The organism is Thermomonospora curvata DSM 43183 (assembly GCF_000024385.1).
GTDB classification, from domain to species: Bacteria; Actinomycetota; Actinomycetes; order Streptosporangiales; family Streptosporangiaceae; genus Thermomonospora; species Thermomonospora curvata.
Map to the genome: position 1 here is coordinate 2,020,380 of NC_013510.1, position 22,808 is coordinate 2,043,187.

At 72.8% G+C, this 22,808-nt stretch carries 18 protein-coding genes and 4 tRNA genes; 10 read left to right on the forward strand and 12 right to left on the reverse strand.

Annotated elements, in window-relative coordinates:
- Window positions 1–176 precede the first annotated feature (176 nt).
- The gene (locus TCUR_RS08525) at window positions 177–803 is read right to left on the reverse strand and encodes a LysE family translocator (RefSeq protein WP_012852086.1); all 627 of its coding nucleotides are present in this window, start codon (window positions 801–803) and stop codon (window positions 177–179) included.
- A 251-nt stretch (window positions 804–1,054) separates the two neighbouring features.
- Between TCUR_RS08525 and TCUR_RS08530 the strand changes: the two genes are divergently transcribed.
- The 4 genes from TCUR_RS08530 (at window position 1,055) to TCUR_RS08540 (ending at window position 1,439) form a co-directional block, all read left to right on the forward strand.
- A tRNA-Ser gene (locus TCUR_RS08530) sits at window positions 1,055–1,139 on the forward strand.
- A gap of 61 nt (window positions 1,140–1,200) precedes the next feature.
- Window positions 1,201–1,270, forward strand: a tRNA-Met gene (locus TCUR_RS26380).
- 21 nt (window positions 1,271–1,291) lie between these two features.
- Window positions 1,292–1,364, forward strand: a tRNA-Arg gene (locus TCUR_RS08535).
- 2 nt (window positions 1,365–1,366) lie between these two features.
- Window positions 1,367–1,439: transfer RNA gene (locus TCUR_RS08540), tRNA-His, on the forward strand.
- A gap of 227 nt (window positions 1,440–1,666) precedes the next feature.
- Here TCUR_RS08540 and TCUR_RS08545 read toward each other — a convergent pair.
- Together TCUR_RS08545 and TCUR_RS08550 are read right to left on the reverse strand one after the other, a co-directional pair.
- Window positions 1,667–2,533: a hypothetical protein gene (locus TCUR_RS08545; protein WP_012852087.1), complete on the reverse strand. Its 867-nt coding sequence runs from the start codon at window positions 2,531–2,533 to the stop codon at window positions 1,667–1,669.
- Window positions 2,533–3,123 carry a SigE family RNA polymerase sigma factor gene (locus TCUR_RS08550; protein ID WP_012852088.1) on the reverse strand — a complete coding sequence of 197 codons (591 nt, stop codon included), beginning with the start codon at window positions 3,121–3,123 and terminating at the stop codon, window positions 2,533–2,535. The genes TCUR_RS08545 and TCUR_RS08550 overlap by 1 nt, the downstream gene beginning before the upstream one ends.
- Window positions 3,124–3,536: 413 nt before the next feature.
- On the opposite strand from TCUR_RS08550, the gene TCUR_RS27870 reads away from it, so the two are divergent.
- A complete protein-coding gene (locus tag TCUR_RS27870; RefSeq protein ID WP_012852089.1) occupies window positions 3,537–4,913 on the forward strand; it encodes a DUF1996 domain-containing protein in 1,377 nt (458 codons plus the stop codon).
- Window positions 4,914–4,944: 31 nt separating this feature from the next.
- Here the strand turns inward: TCUR_RS27870 and TCUR_RS08560 are convergent, their stop codons facing one another.
- The 6 genes from TCUR_RS08560 to TCUR_RS08585 form a co-directional block, all read right to left on the reverse strand.
- Window positions 4,945–5,967 (reverse strand): LacI family DNA-binding transcriptional regulator, encoded by a 1,023-nt coding sequence (locus tag TCUR_RS08560; RefSeq protein WP_012852090.1) that lies wholly within the window; start codon window positions 5,965–5,967, stop codon window positions 4,945–4,947.
- A 43-nt stretch (window positions 5,968–6,010) separates the two neighbouring features.
- Entirely contained in the window at window positions 6,011–7,459 is a 1,449-nt protein-coding gene (locus TCUR_RS08565; protein ID WP_012852091.1) for a GH1 family beta-glucosidase, read from the reverse strand.
- Entirely contained in the window at window positions 7,456–8,352 is an 897-nt protein-coding gene (locus tag TCUR_RS08570; RefSeq protein ID WP_012852092.1) for a carbohydrate ABC transporter permease, read from the reverse strand. The genes TCUR_RS08565 and TCUR_RS08570 overlap by 4 nt, the downstream gene beginning before the upstream one ends.
- On the reverse strand, window positions 8,349–9,335 hold the full coding sequence (locus TCUR_RS08575; protein WP_012852093.1) for a carbohydrate ABC transporter permease: 987 nt from the start codon (window positions 9,333–9,335) through the stop codon (window positions 8,349–8,351). The genes TCUR_RS08570 and TCUR_RS08575 overlap by 4 nt, the downstream gene beginning before the upstream one ends.
- Window positions 9,336–9,515: 180 nt before the next feature.
- The gene (locus tag TCUR_RS08580) at window positions 9,516–10,823 is read right to left on the reverse strand and encodes an ABC transporter substrate-binding protein (protein WP_012852094.1); all 1,308 of its coding nucleotides are present in this window, start codon (window positions 10,821–10,823) and stop codon (window positions 9,516–9,518) included.
- 197 nt (window positions 10,824–11,020) lie between these two features.
- Window positions 11,021–12,292 (reverse strand): ABC transporter ATP-binding protein, encoded by a 1,272-nt coding sequence (locus TCUR_RS08585; protein ID WP_012852095.1) that lies wholly within the window; start codon window positions 12,290–12,292, stop codon window positions 11,021–11,023.
- Window positions 12,293–12,489: 197 nt separating this feature from the next.
- Here TCUR_RS08585 and TCUR_RS08590 point away from each other — a divergent pair, with 197 nt between their 5' ends.
- Window positions 12,490–13,749 carry a glycoside hydrolase family 6 protein gene (locus tag TCUR_RS08590; RefSeq protein ID WP_012852096.1) on the forward strand — a complete coding sequence of 420 codons (1,260 nt, stop codon included), beginning with the start codon at window positions 12,490–12,492 and terminating at the stop codon, window positions 13,747–13,749.
- Window positions 13,750–14,020: 271 nt separating this feature from the next.
- On the opposite strand, the gene TCUR_RS08595 is transcribed toward TCUR_RS08590, so the two are convergent.
- Window positions 14,021–15,673 carry a glycoside hydrolase family 13 protein gene (locus TCUR_RS08595; RefSeq protein WP_012852097.1) on the reverse strand — a complete coding sequence of 551 codons (1,653 nt, stop codon included), beginning with the start codon at window positions 15,671–15,673 and terminating at the stop codon, window positions 14,021–14,023.
- Window positions 15,674–15,945: 272 nt separating this feature from the next.
- Here TCUR_RS08595 and TCUR_RS08600 point away from each other — a divergent pair, with 272 nt between their 5' ends.
- Window positions 15,946–16,737 carry a thioesterase family protein gene (locus TCUR_RS08600; protein ID WP_012852098.1) on the forward strand — a complete coding sequence of 264 codons (792 nt, stop codon included), beginning with the start codon at window positions 15,946–15,948 and terminating at the stop codon, window positions 16,735–16,737.
- A 58-nt stretch (window positions 16,738–16,795) separates the two neighbouring features.
- Here the strand turns inward: TCUR_RS08600 and TCUR_RS08605 are convergent, their stop codons facing one another.
- Window positions 16,796–17,944, reverse strand: coding sequence for an ROK family transcriptional regulator (locus tag TCUR_RS08605; protein WP_245537013.1), 1,149 nt, complete (start codon window positions 17,942–17,944; stop codon window positions 16,796–16,798).
- Between the two features lie 175 nt (window positions 17,945–18,119).
- Between TCUR_RS08605 and edd the strand changes: the two genes are divergently transcribed.
- Genes edd through eda form a run of 3 tightly spaced genes read left to right on the forward strand, consistent with a single transcriptional unit; the run spans window position 18,120 to window position 21,555 of the window.
- Complete coding sequence (gene edd / locus TCUR_RS08610) at window positions 18,120–19,961, forward strand: phosphogluconate dehydratase (RefSeq protein WP_012852100.1); 1,842 nt, start codon at window positions 18,120–18,122, stop codon at window positions 19,959–19,961.
- Entirely contained in the window at window positions 19,958–20,938 is a 981-nt protein-coding gene (gene glk / locus TCUR_RS08615; protein ID WP_012852101.1) for a glucokinase, read from the forward strand. The genes edd and glk overlap by 4 nt, the downstream gene beginning before the upstream one ends.
- Window positions 20,935–21,555: a bifunctional 4-hydroxy-2-oxoglutarate aldolase/2-dehydro-3-deoxy-phosphogluconate aldolase gene (gene eda / locus TCUR_RS08620; RefSeq protein ID WP_012852102.1), complete on the forward strand. Its 621-nt coding sequence runs from the start codon at window positions 20,935–20,937 to the stop codon at window positions 21,553–21,555. Before glk ends, eda begins: the two co-directional genes overlap by 4 nt.
- Here the strand turns inward: eda and TCUR_RS08625 are convergent, their stop codons facing one another.
- On the reverse strand, window positions 21,556–22,767 hold the full coding sequence (locus TCUR_RS08625) for a M28 family metallopeptidase (protein WP_012852103.1): 1,212 nt from the start codon (window positions 22,765–22,767) through the stop codon (window positions 21,556–21,558).
- Window positions 22,768–22,808 lie beyond the last annotated feature (41 nt).

Genomic DNA, 22,808 nt, shown 5'->3' on the forward strand with positions numbered 1-22,808 from the left:
GGTACTCCCGCAGCCATGGCCGGGAAGATGGTGACGCATCCCACATGGTCGCAGATTCAAGCACTCGGCGGCACTGTTTGCGACCGTCTGCGGCGATAGAGCAATCTTCACCCATAACGGCGTTCCGGCCCCGGACGGATGACTGCTGCGGGTCTGGGACGCGGGCGCGCCCATTTTCAGCTGGACGCCAGTTTGAACCCCAGCCCCATCAGCACGAATCCGGTGACGGCGTCGATGCGCCGGCGGACCGCAGGGCGCTCCAGCACCCGTCGCAACGCGCCCACCACGGCGGCCACCAGCACGAACCACACCCCGGTCAGCGTCACCGAGATCGCCGACAATGCCAGGACGTCGACCACTTGCGGCGCGGGCGGCAGGAACTGCGGGATCAACGCCATGTAGAAGGCCGCCACCTTGGGGTTGAGCACGTTGCACAACAGGCCCTGCCGGAAACCGGTCCCCAGCCTCGGCGCGGTGCGCTCACCGCCGCCGCCCACAGCCGCGGTGTACTCCCCGCGCAGCGCCGACCGCACCGCCTTCACTCCCAGGAACAGCAGGTAGGCCGCGCCGATCAGCTTGACCACCAGGTAGGCCCGCGCCGAGGCGGCCAGCAGCGCCGCCACCCCCAGCGCCGCGCCCAGCGACCACACCACGATCCCGGTCGCGATGCCCAGCGCGGTCACCATGCCCATCCGCCGTCCGGATATCACCGTGTTACGGACGGTGATCGCAAAGTCGGGCCCGGGGGACATCACCCCCAGCTGCACGATCCCGGCGAACAGCAACAACTGCGCGGCGTCCATGCGGGGGAGTCTATGCCCCGCTCTTGCGGTAAATGCGTTGCCTCCCGGGGAATGGATCCGGCACAGTGGGCGTTGTCGGCGGTGAAGAACCGGCGCGCGGACGGAAGGAGAAGTGCGATGATGCGCGTTCATCGGCATCGAATGCACAGCGTCCGCAGCATGCCCGGCCGAGGGGGCCACCGCCGGAGGTGACGCGCATCCTCCCAGGTGAGCCGCCCGCGGACCAGGTCCGGCAGGGCGGTCGCTGCTTTGGAGGGTTGGCCGAGTGGTAAGGCAGCGGCTTGCTAAGCCGTCGTCAGGGATACCCCTGCGTGAGTTCGATCCTCACACCCTCCGCGCATTTTCCGGACTTTCAGACGGGTGTTCCGGACTTTCAGACGGGTGTTCCGGACTTTCAGACGGGTGGGCACTGGTGTGCCGCGCGGTCTCATGAGCCGCTGGGGCAGGTTCGATTCCTGCACCCGTCACTTCGGCGGCCGAATGGACGAGTCTTCGTGGTGTAGGGGATAACACGCCTGGGTGCGGACCAGGAGATCGCAGGTTCGAATCCTGCCGAAGACGCGGCGTTCGTGGTGTGGTGGTCTGCACGCCAGATTGTGGCTCTGGAGGTCCTCGGTTCGATCCCGGGCGAACGCCCTGGCCTGCCGGCCCCGGCGGAGAGAAAAGGGGGCCTTGCCCGCCCCCGGGGGGCGGGGCGGGCAAGGGGGGAGGAGAAGGCCTGTCCGCCCAGGGGCCGCGGACGGACAGGCCGGGGGGACACCGGGAAGGTGGCGGAGTCTGCCCGGTGCGGCTTTCACCCCATGCCCTCTGGTCGCTCCCGGGCCGCGAAAGGTTGCCGCCGATCCGAAAAAATCCTGAAGAAGTCAGAAACGCCCGTCGATGGTGACGGCCGGGCCGCCGCCCGCCGCCGTGGCCTGCACCGTGAAGGCGTCCCCGCCCGGGGCGTGGCGGCCGCCGGGCCGGTAGTCGGCCGCGATGAGGTAGCCGCCCGGCGCCACCGTCCGTCCCGGCCGCAGGACGAAGCGGTACACCAGGGCCTCGCGGGTGAAGTCGATGTCCTTGTGCACGTCCGAGCCCGGCAGCGAGGTCCAAGCGTCCCCCGGGAAGGTGTGGCGACCTCGGGTGATGCGGATGGTGACGGCCAGGGCGCTGAGCGGGCGGTGCACCGTCAGCCGCAGTTCGTTGCGCGCCCAGTGCCGGCCGCTGCCGCGGGCGGGGGCGGCGGACACGGTCACCGGTGCGCCGCCTTGCCTTTTGCCGGGGGTGCGGGAGGGCCGGCGCGGGGAGGCCGGGACGGCGGAGACCGCACCGCCCATCGTTTCCCCGGTCCGCGGCAGGGCGGGGGAGGCCGGGGCGGGCTTCGGCGACGCCGGCGGGCGCGTGGGAGCGGCGGAATCGCCGCTGTGGTGATCACCGGTCGTCACCGCCGGGCCGCCGCTTCGGCCGGGGAACACCAGGACCGCCAGCGAGACGGCCCCCACCACCGCGATCGTGGACAGCGCCGCGGCCGCCACCCGCAGGGCGGTGCGGCCGCGCGGCCGGAGGGGACGCCGGTGGGGATCGGCGGTCCTCGGCTCCGCTGCGGCCGGGTCGGCGGGCTGTTCCATGGCGGCCTGCACCTTGGCCCAGATGCGCTCGGTGTCGGGCTGGTGCCGCTCCGCCTCGGCGCGCAGCCGCCGGCGCAGCCGGGCCAGGGACTCCTCGGTGCGCCGCTCACGCCGCCCGAGCATCACGCCCCCCTCCCGGGCCGGTCCTGGGCTCGCATGACACCGGCACGGTAACCGGACAGGACATTGGCCGCCGACCCCGACCCCCGCCGCAGCAGCCGCTCCAGCTCCGCCGCCGCCTTGGAGGTCTGGCTTTTGACCGTGCCGACCGACACCCCCAGCACCCGCGCGGTCTCCTGCTCCGACAGGTCGAAGGCGTACCGCAGTACCAGGCAGGCGCGTTTGCGGGCGGGCAGCCGCCGCAGCGCGTCCCGCACGTCCAGCACCGCCGGGACGTCCGGCCCCTCGGTGCCGCGGTCGAAGGAGACCGAGCCCAGCGCCGACAGCCTGCCGCGCTCGCGGATCAGGTCGCGCAGCCGGCTGTTGCACATGTTCACCACGATCCGTCGCACATAGGCCAGCGGATGGTCGGCGTCACGGACCTGATCCCATCTGCGCCAGGCGGCCACCAGCGCGTCGGCGGCCAGGTCGTCGGCGGCGTCCGGGTCGCCGAGCAGCAGGTAGGCCAGCCGGGCGAGCTCACGGTGGTGCTGCTGGAAGAAGTGATGGAACTCCACTCGGGCGGTCTCGTCCCGGGAACCCTGTGGGGTCAAGACGAGCGCTCTCCGCCTCGCTGCGGCAATACCGCCACCGCCTTCGCCACCGATCTACACCTGCTGGCGTGAGCGTAACAGGCCACGCGGTGCATGTCCGGCAAGTCGCACCGGTTGCCGGCGTCCGGACCGGGGCGGGGTTGAACGGGAGGGCGGGCCGGTCCGTACGGCAAGAGTGAGAGCCGGGTGTATCCCGCACGGACCGGCCGCGCTCCCTGTCACAACCACGGCCCACGGTAAGACCGGGGAAAGGGCCGGGGAGGTCCTCTTAAGACGGCGTTGAACTTCTGCTGAGCGACAGATAAACCGGGCCGGTTCCGCGGCGCCGTTGAACCCCGCCGCGCCGGCGCCGCGTACTGCGGGAGAGAGCCGGGTGTTCCTCACGACCGCGGAAAACCACAGAGGAGCATCGCATGCGAGATCCCCGGCGGATGCACCGGATCCGGCGCGCCGGCGTTGTGGCGGGCACCGGCCTGCTCGTGGCGGCCCTGGCGGTGCCACCGGGAAGCGCGGCGGCCGCCGCCGCGCCGACCATCGTCTGTCCCTCCGTGGCGGACCGGCTCCCGGAGATCCCCGCGCGGGCGCGGGCCGAGGTCGAGCAGAACCTCGCCCAGCTCGACAAGCAGATCCGGGAGGCCAACGCCCGGCTGGCCTCCTCGCAGGGTCAGGGCGGCCCGAACTTCGTGCAGAACGCCATCCTGGGCCCGCTGAAGGCCAAGCGGACCGCCGCCATCGAGCGGATCGCCATCGCCATCGGCCGGGTGGCCCAGCGCCCGGCCGGCCTGGAGGCCCTGGCCGAGTGCACCCTTGCCGGCACCGCCTCCCCGCAGGCCACCGCCCCCGCGCCGCAGGCGAGCACCTCACCTCCGCAGACCGGACCCGGCGGGCCCGAACTGCGGCCGGTGGAGTCCGATTTCGTCGACATCCGCAAGGTGCCGCGCAACGTCCGCAAGGTGCGCTTCAGGCGCGGCGGCTCGCGCGGCACGTTCACCTCCCGGTGCGGACGCAACCGCAACGGCCACTACAACTCCGACAATTTCATCGTCGCGCCCGGGGTGGTCAACGGCGCCCACCACACCCACGACTATGTGGGCAACCTGTCCACCGACGGGTTCTCCACCAATGAGAGCCTGGCGGCCGCCGGCACCACCTGCGCCCGCGGCGACAAGTCCACCTACTTTTGGCCGGTGATGCGGCTGCGCAGCGACGCCGACCGCAACCAGAACGACCAGAGCGCCGCCGATGGCAACATCGGCCGGATCGTGGTGCCCTCTTCGGTGTCGCTGCAGTTCCGCGGCAACCCGCGCAGCAAGGTCACCGCGATGCCAAGGTTCTTGCGCGTCATCACCGGGGACGCCAAGGCCGCCACCAACGGCACCGCCAACGCCCGGGCCCAGTGGACCTGCACCGGTTTCACCGACCGGATCGTGACCGACAAATACCCCTTGTGCCCGCGCGGCAGCCGCCTGGTGCGGATCTTGGACTTCCCCAGCTGCTGGGACGGGCGCAACACCGACAGCGCCAATCACCGCACCCACATCGTCTTCCCCGACGCCTCGGGCGCCTGCCCGGCCGGCACGCGGGCGGTGCCCCAGCTGCGGATCACGTTGACTTACAACTTCGGCAACGTGCGGCGCGCCCAGATCCGGCGCGGCAAGGTGTTCGCGCTCGACAGCTTCCCCGAACAGCTGCACGCCCCGATCACCGACCACGCCGACTTCGCCAACGTGATGCCCGCCAGGCTGATGCGCTTTGCGGTCAACTGCATCAACCGGGGCCGCCGCTGCTGACGGCGGCCCCGGCGGCCCGGGCGGCCCGGGCTCACGCCGAGTCGCGGACCACCAGGTGAGTGTCCACGACCACGGCGGCGGGCTCGGGCCGCTCGCCTTTGATCTGGGCGACCAGCAGCCGCACCATCTCCCGGCCCATCCGCTCGGTGGGCTGGTGCACGGAGGTCAGCGGCGGGTCGGCGCGCCGGGCCACCACCGAGTCCTCGAACCCGATCACCGCCACGTCGTCGGGAACCCGCCGCCCGGCCTCCCGCAGCGTGCGCAGCGCCCCGATCGCCATGTTGTCGGAGGCCACGAACACCGCATCCAGCTGCGGGTCGCGTTCCAGCAGCTCGCGCATGGCCGTCCGGCCGGCGGCCTCGCTGAAGTCGGCGACGGCGACCAGCTCCGGCAGCCCGCCCAGCGCGGCCCGGTACCCGTTGAGCCGGTCGATGCCCACCCCCATGTCCTGGGGGCCGGCGATGGTGGCGATCCGCCGGCGGCCCCGCCCGACCAGGTACTCCACCGCCCGGCGGGCCCCGCCCTCGTTGTCGGCGTCCACATAGCTGATCCGGCCGGCGCCGGTGCCCACCGGGCGGCCGCCCAGCACCGTGGGGACGCCGTGGCGTTCCAGCTTGCCCGGCAGCGGGTCCTCCCCGTGCAGCGAGATCAGCATGACCCCGTCCACGTGGTGGCCGGTCAGGTACTGCTCCAGCCGCTGGTGGTCGCGGGGCGTCTGCGCCAGGGTGAACATCAGCTGCAGGCCGGTCTCGTTCAGCGCGGAGCTGATGCCGCGGATGATGTCGGCGAAGTACGGCTCTTCGAACAATCGCTGCTCGCCTTCCGACAGCACCAGCGCCACGGTGTCGGTGCGCCGGGTCACCAGCGTCCGGGCGGCCCGGTTGGGCACGTACCCCAGCTGCTCGATCGCGGCCAGCACCGCCTGCCGGGCCTGCGGGCTGACCTTGGGCGAGCCGTTGATGACCCGGGACACCGTGCCGCGGCCGACCCCGGCCAGCGCGGCCACTTCCTCCAGGGTGGGGCGCCCCTTCGCCGAGGGGCGCCTCACTCCCATCGACCCATCACCGTCTTTCGGCCCCTTCACCATGTGACGACGGTCAGTGCCGATCCGGCAGTCCGCCGCGCCGGATCACCCGGGAGTACCAGGCGGCGCTCGCCTTGGGCAGGCGGCGTTGCGTGGCGTAGTCGACGTAGACCAGCCCGAAGCGCCGAGAGTACCCCCACGCCCATTCGAAATTGTCCATCAGGGACCAGGTGAAGTAACCCTTCAGCGGAATCCCGTCGGCGATGGCCTGCCGGCAGACCCGCAGGTGGGCCTCCAGGTAGGCGATCCGCTCGGTGTCTTGTACCGTGCCATCCGGCCCGGGCGCGTCCTCATAGCCGGCGCCGTTCTCGGTGATGTAGATCGGCACCGGCGGGTAGCCGCGGTGCACCTGGTCGAGCACCTCGCGCAGCCCTTCGGGGTCGATCTCCCAGCCCATGCCGGTCACCGGCCGGCCCCGGCCCAGGAAGCGCACGTGCTCTGAGCCCACCCACGGCGACACCGACGAGAACGGGGAGGAGGCCGCCTGGGACGCCTCGCCGGGACGGCCCGACACCGTGTGCCGGGTGTAGTAGTTGATCCCCAGCAGGTCGTTGCGCCCGGCGATGGTCTTCAGGTCGCCGTCGTGCACGCAGCGTTCGAAGTCGAAGGGCGCCAGGTCGGCCAGCAGGTCCTCCGGGTAGCGGCCCAGCAGCAGCGCGTCCAGGAAGAAGCGGTTCTGCAGGCCGTCGATGCGGCGTGCGGCGTCGATGTCCTCGGGGGCGTCGCCGGCCGGGGAGACCGCATACAGGTTGACCGCCGGGCCGATGCGGGTGTCGCCGCGCTGTCCCCGCATCGCCTCCAGGGCCAGGCCGTGCCCGAGCAGCAGGTGGTGCGCGGCCTCCAGGGCGGCGGCGGGCTCCCGGCGGCCAGGGGCGTGCTCGCCGGAGGCGTACCCCAGATAGGCCGCGCACCACGGCTCGTTGATCGTCAGCCAGTTCTTCACCCGGTCGCCGAGCGCCTGGTGCGCCAGCGCGGCGAACTCGGCGAACCGCAGCGCGGTGTCGCGCTCGGGCCAGCCGCCCCGGTCCTCCAGGGCCTGGGGCAGGTCCCAGTGGTAGAGGGTGACCCACGGTTCGATCCCGGCCTCCAGCAGCGCATCGACCAGCCGCCGGTAGAAGTCCAGCCCGCGCTGTTCGGCCGGGCCGGTCCCGGTGGGCTGGATGCGCGGCCACGACAGCGAGAACCGGTAGGCGTTGACGCCCAGCTCCGCCATCAGCGCCACGTCCTCGCGGTAGCGGTGGTAGTGGTCGACGGCCTCGGCCGCGGTGTCCCCGCCGAGCACCGCGCCGGGGGTGTCGCAGAAGGTGTCCCAGATGGAGCGGCCGCGGCCGTCCTCGGCGGTGGCGCCTTCGATCTGGTAGGCGGAGGTCGCCACGCCCCACCGGAAGTCCTGCGGGAACGGCTCTGCCGTATGGTCGGCGGCCTGCTGGTGGGTCTGCTGGTCTGCACTGAAAGCTGTCACGCCTTGACCGCGCCTTCCATGATTCCGCTGATGATCTGGCGGCTGAAGATGACGAAAACGATGAGCAGGGGGACGGTGGCCACCGCGGTCCCGGTGAAGATCAGGGTGTAGTCCTGGAAGTAGGCGGCGTTGAGCTGCCGGATCGACAGCTGCACGGTGGGGTTGTCGGGGCTGAGCACCGCCAGCGGCCACATGAACTCGTTCCAGGTCTGCATGAACGTCAGCAGCGCCAGCACCCCGGCCGCCGGGCGCAGCGCCGGCAGCACCACGCTCCAGTAGATGCGGAAGGTGGAGCAGCCGTCCACCCGGGCGGCCTCGATCAGCTCGTCGGGCACCGCCTGCTGGGCGTACTGGCGCATCATGAACACGCCGAACCCGGTGACCAGGAACGGCAGGATGACCGCCTGGATCTCCCCCTGCCAGCCGAACCAGCCCATCATGATGTAAAGGGGGATGATCCCCATCTGCACCGGGATCATCATGGTGGCGATCACCGTCAGCAGCAGCGCGTTCTTGCCGCGAAAGCGCAGCTTGGCGAAGGCGAAGCCGGCCATGGAGGCGAACAGGACGGTGGAGAACGTCACCGAGGAGGCCACGATGGCCGAGTTGATCAGGCCCTTGGCGAAGTTGGCCTCCTGGGCGGCGAACACGTCCCGCAGGTTGTCGCCCAGCTCGCCGCCCGGCAGCATCGGCGGCGGCACGTCGCCGACGATGTCGTTGCCCCGGGTGGCCACGATGATCATCCAGTAGATCGGGAAGACCGACAGCACCAGCGCCACGATCAGCGTGATGTAGGTCAGCGGGCTGGCCTCCCACAGCCCGCGCAGCCGCCCGCCGCGCCGCGTGGCGCCCCCCGGCCGTCCGCCCAGGTCCGGGCCTGCCACCAGGGTCATTTCACGCCTCCCATGCGCCGGATGAACATGAAGTTCAGCAACGAGAAGGCGATGATCAGCAGGAAGATCATCCAGGCCACGGCGGCGCCGTAGCCGTAGTCGTCGCTGTAGAAGGCCGAGTCGTACATGTACATGGCCACCGTCTGGAACTGGTGGGTGGAGCCGCCGTCCATGCGCCCGTTGTCGAACAGCACCGGCTCGGTGAACAGCTGCAGCCCGCCGATGGTGGACACGATCACCGTGAACAGGATCGTCGGCCGCAGCATCGGCACGGTGATCTGCCAGAACTGCTGGCGCCGGGAGGCCCCGTCGATGGCCGCGGCCTCATACAGGTCGCGGGGGATGGCCTGCATGGCCGCCAGGTAGATCAGCGCGTTGTAGCCGGTCCACCGCCAGTCGACCATGGCGGAGATGGCCACCCACGACCACCAGCGGTCCGACTGCCAGGCGATCGGGTCGATGCCCACCAGCCCCAGCAGCCAGTTGACCAGCCCGTAGTCGGTGTCGAACAGCTGGGTGAAGACCACCGCGACCGCGACCGTGGAGGTGATGAGCGGGGCCAGCGCCCCCACCCGGAACAGCGTGCTGGCCCGCAGCCGCCGGTTGAGCGCGTTGGCCAGCAGCAGCGCCAGCAGCAGCTGCGGCACGGTGGCGATGAAGAACATGGCGACGGTGTTGACCACCGCGTTCAGAAAGTCCGCATCGCCCAGCAGATCGGCGTAGTTGCGCAGCCCGACGTACTCGTCCTTGCCGCTGGCCAGTTCCCGGTCCCGCAGCGACATCCACAGCGTGAACAGCAGCGGGAAGACGCCGAAGACGGCGAACACCACATAGAAGGGGGAGATGAGCAGGTAGGGCGAGACCTTGATGTCCAGCCGCGACAGCCGGGCGCGCAGGCCGCGCCGCGGCGGCGGATCCGTCGAGGGCTTGGTTTCGGCCTTCGCCCGGCGCCGGGTGGGCTTCGGGCGCACGTCCAGACCCATGGGTCGTCCTTTCGAGGGTGTGGCGGGGGACGGCGCCGGGCCCGGGGATGGGGGCCGGCCCGGCGCCGCCCCGGCTCCCCGGCCCGGCCCTTCGTGGGGACCGGGCGGGGGAGCGGTCGGGACAGCAGGCGGGTCCGCGCGGCCGGCCTGGTCGAGGGCCGCGCGGACCGGAGGGCGCCCTTACCGGGCGGCCTTGCGGGCCTCCTCCACCGCCTTGCTCCAGGCCTCATCGGGCTTGATCTTGCCTTCGGCGACGGCCACCAGGACGTTCTCCACGTTCTGCCGGACGTCCTCGTTCTTGGGGCCGAGGTAGACCGGCCGCACCTGGGAGGCGGCCTCACTGAAGATCTTGCCGATCGGGGCGTTGTTGAAGTACTCGCTCTTGGCCTCGGTGACGGCCGGGTCGCTGTAGAGCTTGGGCGAGGACGGGAAGGTGTTCTTGTCCTTGAAGGCGGCCAGCTGGCCCTCCGGGCTGGTCAGGAACTTGGCCAGCTCGGCGGCCTCCTTGGGGTGCTTGGTCTGCTTGGGCACCGCCAGCCAGGAGCCGCCCCAGTAACCGCCGCCGCCGGGCACCCCGGCCACGTCCCACTTGCCCTTGCCGTAGTCACCGGAGAACTCCTCCAGGCCGCCCAGCATCCAGGCCGGGCACGGCACGGTGGCGAAGGTGTCCCGCTTGAGCGCGGTCTGCCACGGCGGGGTGAAGATCTGCATGTTGGCGGTCAGCCCGGCCTCCTGGAACTTCAGCACGGTGTCGAAGGCGTTCTTGACCGCCGGGTTGGTGTCGAAGACGAAGTTGTCGCTCTTGTCGAAGTAGCTGTAGCCCGGGCCCTTGCCGGCCTCCTGCAGCACGGTGACGCGCAGCAGCGCCTGCGGGCCGTCGAGGAACTTGGTGCCGGAGACCTTGCGCTGGAAGTCCTGGCCGACCTTGAAGAACTCCTCCCAGGTCGGCCACAGCTTGGTGACCTCGTCGCGGTCGGTGGGCAGCCCGGCCTTCTCGAACAGGTCCTTGCGGTAGCACATGCCGAGCGGGCCGATGTCGGTGCCCAGCGCCATGAGCTGCTTGCCGTCGGGGCTCAGTCCCATCTGCCACTTCCAGGGCAGGAAGTTCTGCTCCAGCTCGGCGCCGCCGTAGTCGAAGAGGTTGAGGAACTTGTCGCGCTGCTGCATGTAGGTGGGCAGCAGGCCCTCCTCCAGGGCGACCACGTCGCCGGCGCCCTTGCCGGTGCCGATCCACTGCTGCAGGCGCGGCTTGTAGGTGTCCAGGTCCGCCACCTTGCGCGAGTTGATCTTGATGTTGGGGTGGGACGCCTCGTACTGCTTGAACAGCTCCTCGTAGCCGAACTCGCCGAAGGTGTCGACGGTGAGCGTGATGGTGCCGCCGGAGCCGCCGTCACCGTCATCGCCGCCGCCGCAGGCGGCGGTGGCCGCCAGGACGCCGGCCAGCACCGCCGCGATGGCGGTCAGTCCGCGTCGTCTCGGAGAACCCATTGCGGACCCCTCTCAGGTCTTCGCTGTGTCGTGGAACGGGGCGCGGGCGGGGGCCGCCCGGCGCAATGTGTGGGAGCGCTCCCACGAAGGAAAGACGGTGACCTGGCTCACTGTCAATGTGTTGAAACACAACCGTTATCTGGACGACTCGGACAAAGTTCGGCGAACCATATCCGATGGCCGGAAATCAGTGCAGGTCAGCGGGTCACCGGATCCACCCGGCGGCCGTGCCCGTCGAACACCAGCACCCGGTCCAGGTCCACGGCCAGGTGCACCGGTGAGCCCTGGTCGCAGCCGTCCCGCGTGTGCAGCCGCACCAGCACATCGGACCGGCGGTGCGCGCCCACATGCGCCGGCGGCTCGGGAAGGGGCGCCCGCCGCCGCCCGCGCAGCAGCGACAGCGCCCGCTCCACCGGACCCGCCGGGCGCGGCGGGACGAGGGGCCGGGGACGGGCGGGCGCCCCCAGCGCGGCCGCGTCCACCACCGTGACGTCGGCGTCGACGCGGGCCAGCCACTCGTGCCCGTGGTACTCCAGCGACCGGACGGTGCCCGACAGCACCGCCCCCAGGTGCGGGTCGCCGGTGGGGCGCAGCGCATCGGCGCGGATGCCCACGATGACCTGGGAGGCCTGGTGGCGGGCCACGTGCTCGGCGCGCGGATCGCCCCAGGGCAGCACCAGGCGCTGGGCGCCCATGCGCAGCGCGACGCCCTCGCCGGGCACCGCCTCCGGGACGGCGGCCAGCAGGTTGATCTGGGGAACGCCCAGGAACGCGGCGACGAACGCGGTCGCGGGGTTCTCATAGACCTGGGAGGGGGTGCCCACGTCCTCCAGGGCGCCCTCGCGCAGCACCGCGATCCGGTCCGCCAGCGTCAGCGCCTCCACCTGGTCGTGGGTGACGTACAAGGTGGTCACGCCCAGGCTGCGCACCAGCCCGCCGATCTCGGCGCGCAGCTCGGTGCGCAGCGCCGCGTCCAGATCCGACAGGGGCTCGTCCATCAGGAAGACCGCCGGTTCGCGGACGATGGCCCGGCCCATGGCCGCCCGCTGCCGCTGGCCGCCCGACAAGGTGGCCGGCAGCCGGTCGAGGGTCTGCTCGATGCCCAGCGCGCGGGCCAGGTCCACCACCCGCCGGCCGGACTCGGCCGGGTCGGCCTTGGCGACCTGCAGCGGGAAGGCGATGTTGTCGCGCACCGTGCGGTGCGGGTACAGGGCCCCGTTCTGGAACACCATGGCCACGTTGCGCTCGCGCGGGGTCAGCTCGTTGGCCAGCCGGCCGTTCAGCCACAGCCCGCCGCTGGTGATCTCCTCCAGGCCCGCGACCAGGCGCAAGGTGGTGGACTTGCCGCAGCCGGAGGGGCCGAGCAGCACGAGGAACTCGCCATCGGCGATCTCCAGCGACAGGTCCGCCACGGCGCGCTGTCCTCCGGGATAGACCTTGCTGACCGAATCCAGCACGACTGCGGCCATGCGGCGTCCCCTCTGACGACCGGCTCTTGGTGTTCCCCGGCGACCCCCGACGCTGATTTTGTGATGTAGACCACAAGTACATCTTCCGGTTTGGAGAATGTCCAGACCCAAGGTCTTGACAAGTGCTGGGGGCGCGGGGATGGTTCCTGAAGTGGGAGCGCTCCCACCCACCCCTTCGAAGGGAGCACCGCGTGAGCATGGCACCCCCTCGCGGCGCCCCGGCCCCCGTGCGCGCCCGGCTGCGCGCCTGGTCGGCCCGCTGCGCCGCGCTCGCGACCGCGGCGGCCCTCACCGCCGCAGCGGCGCCGCCCGCCCAGGCGCATGCCGCCGGCAACCCCCTGCAGGGCCCGAGGGCGGCGAAGGTCCGCTTCTTCGTCGAACCCGACACCAACGCCGGACGGCAGGCCCGGGTGTGGGCCGCGCAGGGACGCTTCCACGACGCCGCCCTCATGCGGGCGCTGTCGAAGATCTCCCAGGCGGTCTGGTTCACCGAGGGAACTCCCCAGCAGGTGCAGCGGCGGGTCCGCGAGACCATGCGCCAGGCCCGCCGCCAAGGCGCCGTCCCCGTGCTGGTGGCCTACTACGTGCCGGGACGGGACTGCTCGCAGTACTCGGCCGGCGGCGCCCCCAGCGAGCGGGCCTACCGGGAGTGGATCAACGCCTTCGCCCGCGGCATCGGCGGCGGCCGGGCCGTGGTGATCGTCGAACCCGACGGGCTGGCCCTGCTGTCCAGCGAGCCGTGGTGCAACGAAGGCGGCGGCGGCTCCACCGGCCGGCCGGAGGACATGTCGCTGGTCGAGCAGCGCTTCCGGGAGATCGACCACGCCATCACCACCTTCGCCAAGCTCCCCAACACCGGCGTGTACGTGGACGCCGGCCACTCGGCCTGGCAGCCGCTCAACGACTACGACGCCGGCTACGGCGAGCCGCGCGCCCAGCTCGGCATCGTCAGCCGCCTGCTGCGCGGCGGCGTCGCCAAGGCCGACGGGTTCGTGCTGAACGTCTCCAACTACCGGGCCGACGCCGAGCTGATCGACTACGGCGTCCGGGTCTCCAAGTGCCTGTGGCTGCGCCGCAGCACCGGCGCGCGCGAGTGCACCGACGCCGACCTGGCCGCCGTGCCCGACGGCCGGCGCGACCTGACCCCCTTCGTCCTGGACACCAGCCGCAACGGCCGGGGGCCGTGGACGGCGCCGGAGGGCGCGTACCCCGACCCCCAGGAGTGGTGCAACCCGCCCGGCCGCGGCCTGGGCGTCCGCCCCACCACCCGCACCGGCCACCGCCTGGTGGACGCCTTCCTGTGGGTCAAACGGCCCGGCGAGTCCGACGGCCAGTGCACCCGCGGCACCGCCGGACCGCAGGACCCCGAGTACGGCATCGTCGACCCGCCCGCGGGCCAGTGGTGGCCCGAGTACGCCCTGGGCCTGGCCCGGCGGGCCGTGCCACCCCTCAAGTGAGCCGGTCACCCGGGGTTTTCGGGGCGCGGGTCGCGCCCCGAACGTCTTCGGGCACCGGCGTCCCGTGAGGCGGCGGCTCGTTTCGCCCCGCCGGCCGGATGCGGGGGCTTCGGCCGGCGTTCGGGCGTCGGCCACCGCCGACGGCTCGGCCGGGGCGGTGAGCACGGTCCGCCGGGGCCACCCCGGCTTGCCGGCCGGCACCCGGCCGACGGCCGCCTCACTGACCCCGGCGTGGGCGGTGATGCCGGCCAGACACAAGAGGGCCGTGAAGTCACTCTTCCCCTGAACCGGCGGTTCCCGCGCCGTCCCACCACACGGCGGTATCGGGGGGAAGGGAGAGGCAATCTCCGTCCGTCTGGACGGGACCACTGGACAGCAGCACCGGACCCGGGGCGGGCACCTGGACCGCGTGTTCTCCCATGTTGATCGCGCACACCAGCGACCGCTGCGCGCAGTCGCGGGAGAACATCAGCGTCTCCGGTGGGGCGGGCAGCCAGCGCAGCGTCCCGTCGCCCAGCGCCGGGTGCTCGCGCCGGATCGCCAGCGCCCGCCGGTACAGCGACAGCATCGACTCCGGGTCGGACGCCTGCCGCTCGACGGTCAGCTCCCGCCAGTGCGCGGGCATGGGCAGCCAGCTGGTGGCGCCCGGCCCGAACCCGAACGGCGGCTCCTCCCCCGACCAGGGGAGCGGCACCCGGCAGCCGTCCCGGCCGGCGTCGGGGTCGCGGGCGCGCTGGGGGTCCTTCAGGTACTCCTCCGGCAGGTCCTCCACCTCGGCCAGCCCCAGCTCCTCGCCCTGGTAGATATAGGCCGAGCCGGGCAGCGCCAGTGTCAGCAGCGCCGCCGCGCGGGCCCGCCGCAACCCCGGCTCGCCGCCGCCGTAACGGGTGACATGCCGTTTGACGTCGTGGTTGGACAGCACCCAGGTGGTGGGGGCGCCGACCAGGGCGGCGGTGCGCAGCGACTCGGTGATCACCTCGCGTTTGGCGTCGGCGTCCCAGCCGGCGGTCAGGTAGTGGAAGTTGAACGCCTGGTGCAGCTCGTCCGGGCGCACGTAGGCGGCCAGCCGCTCGGGGGTGGGCGCCCACGCCTCGGCCACCCCGATCCGCTCCCCGGGGTAGGAGTCCAGCAGCCGCCGCCAGGACCGGTGGATCTCGTGCACCCCGTCCTGGTCGAAGTAGGGCAGCACGTTGTCGCCCAGCATGGTGACCTGCCCGCTCCAGCCCACATCGGGCAGGCCGGGGGCCTTGACCATGCCGTGCGCCACGTCGATGCGGAACCCGTCGACGCCCAGCTCCAGCCAGAACCGCAGCACGTCTGCGAACTCGGCGCGGACCTCGGGGTTGTCCCAGTTCAGGTCGGGCTGCTCGACGGCGAACAGGTGCAGGTACCACTGCCCGTCGGGCACCCGGGTCCAGGCCGATCCGCCGAAGACCGACTCCCAGTCGTTGGGCGGCTGCGAGCCGTCCGGGCCGCGGCCGTCCCGGAAGATGTAGCGGTCGCGGGCCGGGCTGCCGGGCGGGGAGGCCAGCGCCTCGGTGAACCAGGGGTGCCGGTCGGAGGTGTGGTTGGGGACCAGGTCGACGATGATGCGCAGGCCGAGCCGGTGCGTCTCCTCGATCAGGGCGCGGGCGTCTGCCAGCGTCCCGAACAGCGGGTCCACGTCCCGGTAGTCGGCCACGTCGTAGCCGAAGTCGGCCATCGGCGAGGGGTAGAAGGGGGTGACCCACAGGGCGTCCACGCCCAGCTCGGCCAGGTACGGCAGCCTGCTGCGGATGCCGGGCAGGTCGCCGATCCCGTCGCCGTCGGAGTCGGCGAAGCTGCGCACGTACACCTGGTAGATCACCGCGTCCCGCCACCACCGGGCGGCCCGCGCGGGGACGGGCGGGGCCGTGCCGGAGACGTCGACGATGTGTTGCGTCATCGAATTCCTTTGCGTGTAGATGGACGTGGGCACGCGTGCCCGCTCGTCGGTCTTCCTCCACGGTGGCCGATGAGGCCGCCGCGATGACATGCCGGCGGGGTGCGGTTTTCCTTGACGCCGCCGGCGACGGGCATGCCTGTGACGACGGCCGCTTCCGCAGATGGTCGGGGCGTCCGGAGGCGGGGAAGGCGCCCGCCGCCGGGCGCCCGATGTGATCAGCATTACCCTCCGGGGCATCGTCCCAGCTCAGCGCGGTCCGGCAGATTTACCGCATGACATATGAATTCGACCTGGACACCCGGGTGGAGCCGGACGGCGAGGACGCCTACCTGGCCGACATCACCGACCGCTGGCACACCCCCAATGGAACCCCCAACGGGGGTTACACGCTGGCGGTGTGCCTGCAGGCGCTGCGGCACCGCCTGCCGCTGCCCGACCCGATCGCGGTGTCCGCCCACTACCTGCGTCCGGCCGGGGTGGGCAAGGCCCGGATCACCACCGAGACGGTCAAGACCGGGCGGCGGCTGGCCACCGGGATGGCGAGCCTATGGCAGGACGGCAAGGAGATGCTCCGGGTGGTGGCCTCCTTCGGCGACCTCGACAAGGCGCGGGGCCGGACGCTGGTGCTCGGCCGGGCGCCGCGGCTGCCCGACCCGGAGACCCTCTCCGACGCCCTGGGCGGCCTGTCGATGCCGGGGCTGAGCCTGGCCGGCCGGGTCGAGTACCGCCTGGCGGAACCGCCGGGCTGGATGCGCGGCGAACCGGGCGGGAAGCCGCAGTGGGAGTTTTGGATGCGTTTCCGGGACGGCCGCGAGCCCGACGCGCTGTCGCTGCCGTTCTTCGTCGACGCCATGGCCCCGGCCGTCTTGGACATCGGGGAGGCCTCGCTGACCGTGGAGCTGACCGTCCACGTGCGGCGCCGCCCCGTCCCCGGCTGGCTGGCCTGCCGGGTGAGCACCCGGTACGTGATGGACGGCTTCCACGAAGAGGACATGGAGATATGGGACTCGGCCGGCAACCTGGTGGCCCAGTCCCGGCAGCTGGGCCTGCTCCTCTCCGCCTGATCGCCCACTGGAACGCTCCCGGCGGGCCCGCCGGGAGCGGTGGGTCCGCCGCATCGTTTCAGCGGGCGGCGGCCAGGCACTCGTCGATGGCGGCGGGGGAGAGGATGTGGTCCAGCACCATGGCCGCGCAGCCGGTCAGGCCCGCCGCATCGCCCAGCGTGCTGGGCTCGATCCGCAGCTGACGGGTGGCCAGGGCGGTGGCCCGCTGGTACACCGCCTCCCGCACCCCGGCGATCAGCGGCTCGCCGGTCTCGACCAGATCGCCGCCCAGCACCACCACGGCCGGGTTGAGCAGGTTGACCGCCGCGGCGATCACCTCGCCGATCCGCCGGCCGGCCCGCCGCACCGGCGCCACCGCCGCCGGGTCGCCGCCGCGCACCCGCAGCGCCAGCTCGGCCAGGTCGGCGGCGCCGGTGGCGGCCGTCAGCGCCGCGCCGCCGGCGACCGCCTCCACGCAGTCGAAGTTGCCGCAACGGCAGGGGACGCCCTCGCCGTCGCGGACGGGAATGTGCCCGATCTCCCCGGCGGCACCCAGCGCGCCGCGCTGGATGCGGCCCCCGGCGATCAGTCCCGCGCCGATGCCGGTGGACAGTTTCACGAACAGCAGGTCATCGATCTGGCCCCGGTAGCGGGCCTGGTACTCGCCCAGCGCCGCCACGTTCACGTCGTTGTCGAAGTAGGCGGGCACGGGGAAACGCTCGGCCAGCGCGGGGCGCAGGTCGATGCCGTCCGGCCGCGGCGCCGGGGCCGGCGGGACCAGCCGGCGCAGCGGGACGGGCGCCGTGCCGCCGGCGATCCCGGCGGCGCCGGGACTGCCCACTCCCACGCCGCGCACCGCCGCACGGGTCAGCCCGGCCTTGCCGAGCAGCTCGTCCCAGTGCTCGGTCAGCCACTGCGGCAGCGCCTGCGGATCCGGGTGCGCCGGCAGGTCGGGGTCGGACTGCACCAGGATCCGCCCGGCCAGGTCGCACACGGCGACCTGGCCGCGGCGCTGGCCGAGGTTGGCCACCAGCACGGCGCCGCCGGCGGCGTTGAACTCCAGCCGGGCCGGCGGGCGCCCTCCGGAGGACGGCCCGCCGGGGCGCTCGATGACCAGGCCGCGGGCGATCAGTTCGGAGACGCGGAGCGCGACCGCCGGCCGGGACAGCCCGGTCAGCCGGCCGAGCTCGGCGCGGGTGCAGACGCCCTCACGGATCAGGCGGAGCAAGTCTCCGCTGGTCGAAGGCTGTTTGGGCACTGGGACAGTGAATCACGCCAGGTTCGGCGTGTCGAGTTACACATGTTCGCAATCTTTTGTAACAAAACCTTCATAAGCACGCTTGTGTAAGTTTCCAAAGGGTCGGTAGTTTGCGGTCCGACGCCTTACCTATGGAGCCCTCTCAATGCCGCCAACCCTCCACCCCGTGGTCGCACGGGTGACCGAGCGCATCGCCGGGCGCAGCGCCGCACGCCGCGCCGACTACCTGGCGCGGATCGCCGACGCCGGGCGCGGCAACGAACGCGACGGGCGGGTCAGACCCGCGCGCACCGCGTTGGGCTGCGCCAACCTGGCGCACGGCTTCGCCGCCTGCGCCCCGGCCGACAAACTCGCCCTGCGCGGCGCCGATGCGCCCAACATCGCGATCGTCACCGCCTACAACGACATGCTCTCGGCGCACCAGCCGCTGAAGGACTACCCCGACCTGCTCAAACGGGCGATCGGGCAGGCCGGCGGCACCGCCCAGGTCGCCGGCGGGGTGCCCGCCATGTGCGACGGCGTCACCCAGGGGCGCGCCGGCATGGAGCTGTCGCTGTTCAGCCGGGACGTGGTCGCCATGGCCACCGCCGTCGCGCTGGCCCACGACATGTTCGACGGCGTGCTGCTGCTGGGGGTGTGCGACAAGATCGTCCCCGGCCTGGTGATCGGCGCGCTGGCGTTCGGGCACCTGCCGGCGATCCTGGTGCCCGCCGGCCCCATGGCCTCCGGGCTGCCCAACGCGCAAAAAGCCAAGGTCCGCAAGCTGTTCGCCGAGGGCAAGGCGACGCGGGAGGAGCTGCTGGAGGCCGAGGCCGCCTCCTACCACTCGCCGGGCACCTGCACCTTCTACGGCACCGCCAACTCCAACCAGCTGCTGATGGAGGTGATGGGCCTGCACCTGCCCGGCGCCAGCTTCGTCCCGCCGGGCACCGCGCTGCGCGAGGCCCTCACCCTCGAAGCCGGCCGCCGCATCACCGAGCTGACCGCGCTCGGCGGCTCCTACACCCCCGTCGGCGAGCTGCTGGATGAGCGGGCCTTCGTCAACGGGGTGGTGGCGCTGCTGGCCACCGGCGGCTCCACCAACCACACCCTGCACCTGGTGGCCATGGCCGCCGCCGCGGGCATCGAGCTGACCTGGGACGACTTCGATGAGCTGTCGGCGGTCACCCCGCTGCTGACCCGCCTGTACCCCAACGGCGGCGCCGATGTGAATCACTTCCACGCCGCCGGCGGCACCGGCTTCCTCATCGGCGAGCTGCTGGAGGCCGGGCTGCTGCACGCCGACGCCCGCACCGTCGGCGGCAAGACGCTGGACGACTACCGGGTGACGCCCGAGCTGGGGGAGGAGGGCGAGCTGGTCTGGCGGCCGGCGCCGCGCGACTCGGCCGACACCTCGGTGCTGCGGCCGGTGGCCGACCCGTTCGACACCCACGGCGGGCTGCGCACGGTCAGCGGCAACCTCGGCCGCGCCGTGGTGAAGGTCTCGGCGGTGGACCCCGCCCACCGCGCGGTGCAGGCCCCGGCCCGGGTCTTCGCCTCCCAGCAGGAGCTGCAGGAGGCCTTCCGGGCCGGCGAGCTGGACGGCGATGTGGTCGTGGTGGTCCGCCACCAGGGGCCGCGCGCCAACGGAATGCCCGAGCTGCACAAGCTCACCCCGCCGCTGTCGGTGCTGCAGGACCGCGGCCACAAGGTCGCGCTGGTCACCGACGGGCGCATGTCGGGGGCGTCCGGGAGCGTCCTGGCCGCCATCCATCTGTCCCCGGAGGCCGCCGCCGGCGGGCCGCTGGCCCGGGTGCGCGACGGCGACCTCATCCGGCTCGATGCGGACGAAGGAGTACTGCAGGTGCTGGTGCCGGAGGAAGAGCTGGCCGCCCGGGAGCCCGCCGCGGCCCCCGGAGAGCAGGTCGGAACGGGCCGTGAGCTGTTTGCGGCCTTCCGCCGGGCGGTGGGCCCGGCCGAGCGCGGAGCGGCGGTGTTCACCTCATGACGGCGATGGCGCCTTCGGCGGAGCGGCCCTGGCTGGTGGCCGACATCGGCGGCACCAACGCCCGCTTCGGGCTCATCCAGGCGCCCGGCGCGCCGCCCAGCCGGGTGCAGGTGCTGGCGCTGCGCGACCACGCCGGGCTGGCCGAGGCCACCGCCACCTACCTGGCCCGGCACGCCGGGGACGTGCGGCCCGGCGCCGCCTGCGTGGCCGTCGCCGGGCCGGTCACCGACGACGGCCGCTTCCAGCTGACCAACGCCCACTGGTCCGGCAGCGCCGAGGAGGTCCGCGCCGATCTGGGGCTGGACCATGTGGAACTGATCAACGACTTCGAGGCGCTGGCGCTGGCGCTGCCCACCCTGCAGCCCGGCGACCTGCGCGTGCTGGGCGAGCGGGCGCCCGGCGGCCAGACCCCCGCGGCGGTGCTCGGGCCGGGCACCGGGCTGGGGGTGGCCGCCCTGGTGCGGGCCGGGGAGCGGCTGGTGGCGATCCCCAGCGAGGGCGGCCATGTCGACCTGCCCGCCACCACCCCCCGCGAGCTGGAACTGGCGGCGATGCTGCGGGAGGAGCACGGCACCGCCGAGGCCGAGCGGCTGCTGTCGGGGGAGGGGATGACCCGGCTGTATGAGCTGATCGCCCGGATGCACGCGGTGCCGGTCCAGCCGCTGTCGGCCGCCCAGATCTGCGCCCGCCGCAGCGACCCGCTGTGCCAGGAGACGCTGGAGACCTTCTGCGCCCTGCTGGGCTCCTTCGCCGGGAACGTGGCGCTGACCTTCGGCGCCCGCGGCGGCGTCTACCTCGGCGGCGGCATCCTGCCGCGCATCTGGGACGTGCTGCGCCGCAGCGATTTCCGCCGCCGGTTCGAGTCCAAGCCGCCCATGGAACGCTATCTGCGGGCCATCCCCACCGCCCTCATCGTCGCCCCGACCCCCGCGCTGGCGGGGGCCGCCGCCCGTCTGGCCTCCCTGGAGCCGGTGTGAACGCCGAAGACCTGCTGAATGTGTGCCCGGTCATCCCCGTGGTGGTGCTGCGGGACGCCGATCACGCGGTGCCGCTGGCGCGCGCCCTGGTGGCCGGGGGCCTGCCCGCCGTCGAGGTCACCTTGCGCACCCCCGCCGCGCTGGAGGCCATCAAGCGGATCGCCGCCGAGGTCCCCGAGGCCGTGGTCGGCGCCGGCACCGTCGTCACCGCCGCCCAGGCCGCCCAGGCGGCCGGCGCGGGCGCCCGTTTCCTGGTCAGCCCCGGCTGCACCGACACGCTGCGGCGGGCGATGACCGACACCGGCCTGCCGTTCCTGGCCGGGGTCTCCTCGGCCTCGGAGGCCATGGCCCTGCTGGAGCACGGCATCACCGCCATGAAGTTCTTCCCCGCCCAGGCCGCGGGGGGCCCCGCCTATCTCAAGGCGCTGGCCGGGCCGCTGCCGCAGGTCCGCTTCTGCCCGACCGGCGGCATCACCCCCCAGACCGCCCCCGACTACCTGGCCCTGCCCAACGTCGGCTGCGTCGGCGGCAGCTGGCTGGCCCCCGAGGAGGCGATGCGCGCCGGCGCCTGGGACCGCATCCGGCAACTGGCGCGCCAGGCCGCGGCGCTGCGCTGATCAGCCCTCGGCCAGGACGCGCACGACCGCCTCGGCGAGCTGCGCGGCGTCGGCCACGCAGCGGTAGTCCACGTGCTCGGGCAGATCGGAGGGCAGGTGGTAGTGCGGCAGCAGCTTGTCCTCGTCCACCGACACCAGGCAGACCGTGGGGTAGCCGTACCGGTTGGGCACCACGCCGTCGGTGCTGTTGCGCGAGCGCAGGCCGCGCAGCAGGGTCACGCCCAGCTCCCGGGCGCAGCGGGCGACCAGGTCGCCGAAGGCGGCGTCGTAGCGCTCCATGCGCAGCGGGCCCTCGGCATCGAGCATGACCAGCCTGCCCGACCCCACCGTGTCCAGGTTGAGGAACCAGGTGCTCTCGCGGGGCAGCTCGGGGAAGTGGCGGCGGGCGAAGCCGCGGATGCCCTCCTGCAGCGCCTCCTCCGCACCCGCCGACAGCAGCACCACCCGCAGCCCTTCGACGGGCCGCTCCCGCAGCGCCTCGGCCAGCGCGATGAGCACCGCCACCCCGCTGAGGTTGTCGTTGGCGCCCGGCACCGCCCGGCGGGAGGCGATGTCGGCCATCGCCGCCGCGGTCAGCGCGCTCAAGACCGCGCCCGTTCGCCGCACCCTTGCCGAGCCGGTGGCGCTGCCCAGCGCCGCCAGCACCGGCCCGGCCATCGCCGCCCACCACAGCGGCGGGTTCTCCGTCATCCGCTCCACCACGTGCGGGAAACGGCGCGCCAGCCGGCGCTCCAGCCGCTGGTCGAAGATCAGCCCGGACGGCGCCGCGTCGTGGTGGGCCATCACCACCAGCGTCCGCGGGGCCCGGGCGTCGCCCAGCTCGGCCACCACGTTGCAGGCGGTGCGCCGCCGGTCCACCACCCGCCGCGCCAGCTGCCGCCCGTAGGAGATCTCATCGGCCAGCCCGGCCGCGGCCACCGCGCCGCCCAGCGTCCCCAGCACCGGGGAGCGCCCCCCGGCCAGGCCGGCCAGCGCGCCCAGCACGGCCAGCGCGCCCACGGGGCGGGCGTAGGAGGAGAACGCCGGTTCCTCCTCCACCTCGGCCCGGCAGCCCAGCGCCCGCAGCCGGCGCGCGATCAGATGGGCGGCCCGGCGTTCCCCCGGCGAGCAGGGCGGGCGTTCGATCGCGGCCAGTTCCTCGACGGTGGCGCGCAGCCCGCTCTCGGCGGGCCGGGGCACGTTCGGCACCGGGTGCGGCGAGCGCAGAGACATGTGTGAAAGATTCTCACCTTTTCTGCCGCCCGGTCCACCGC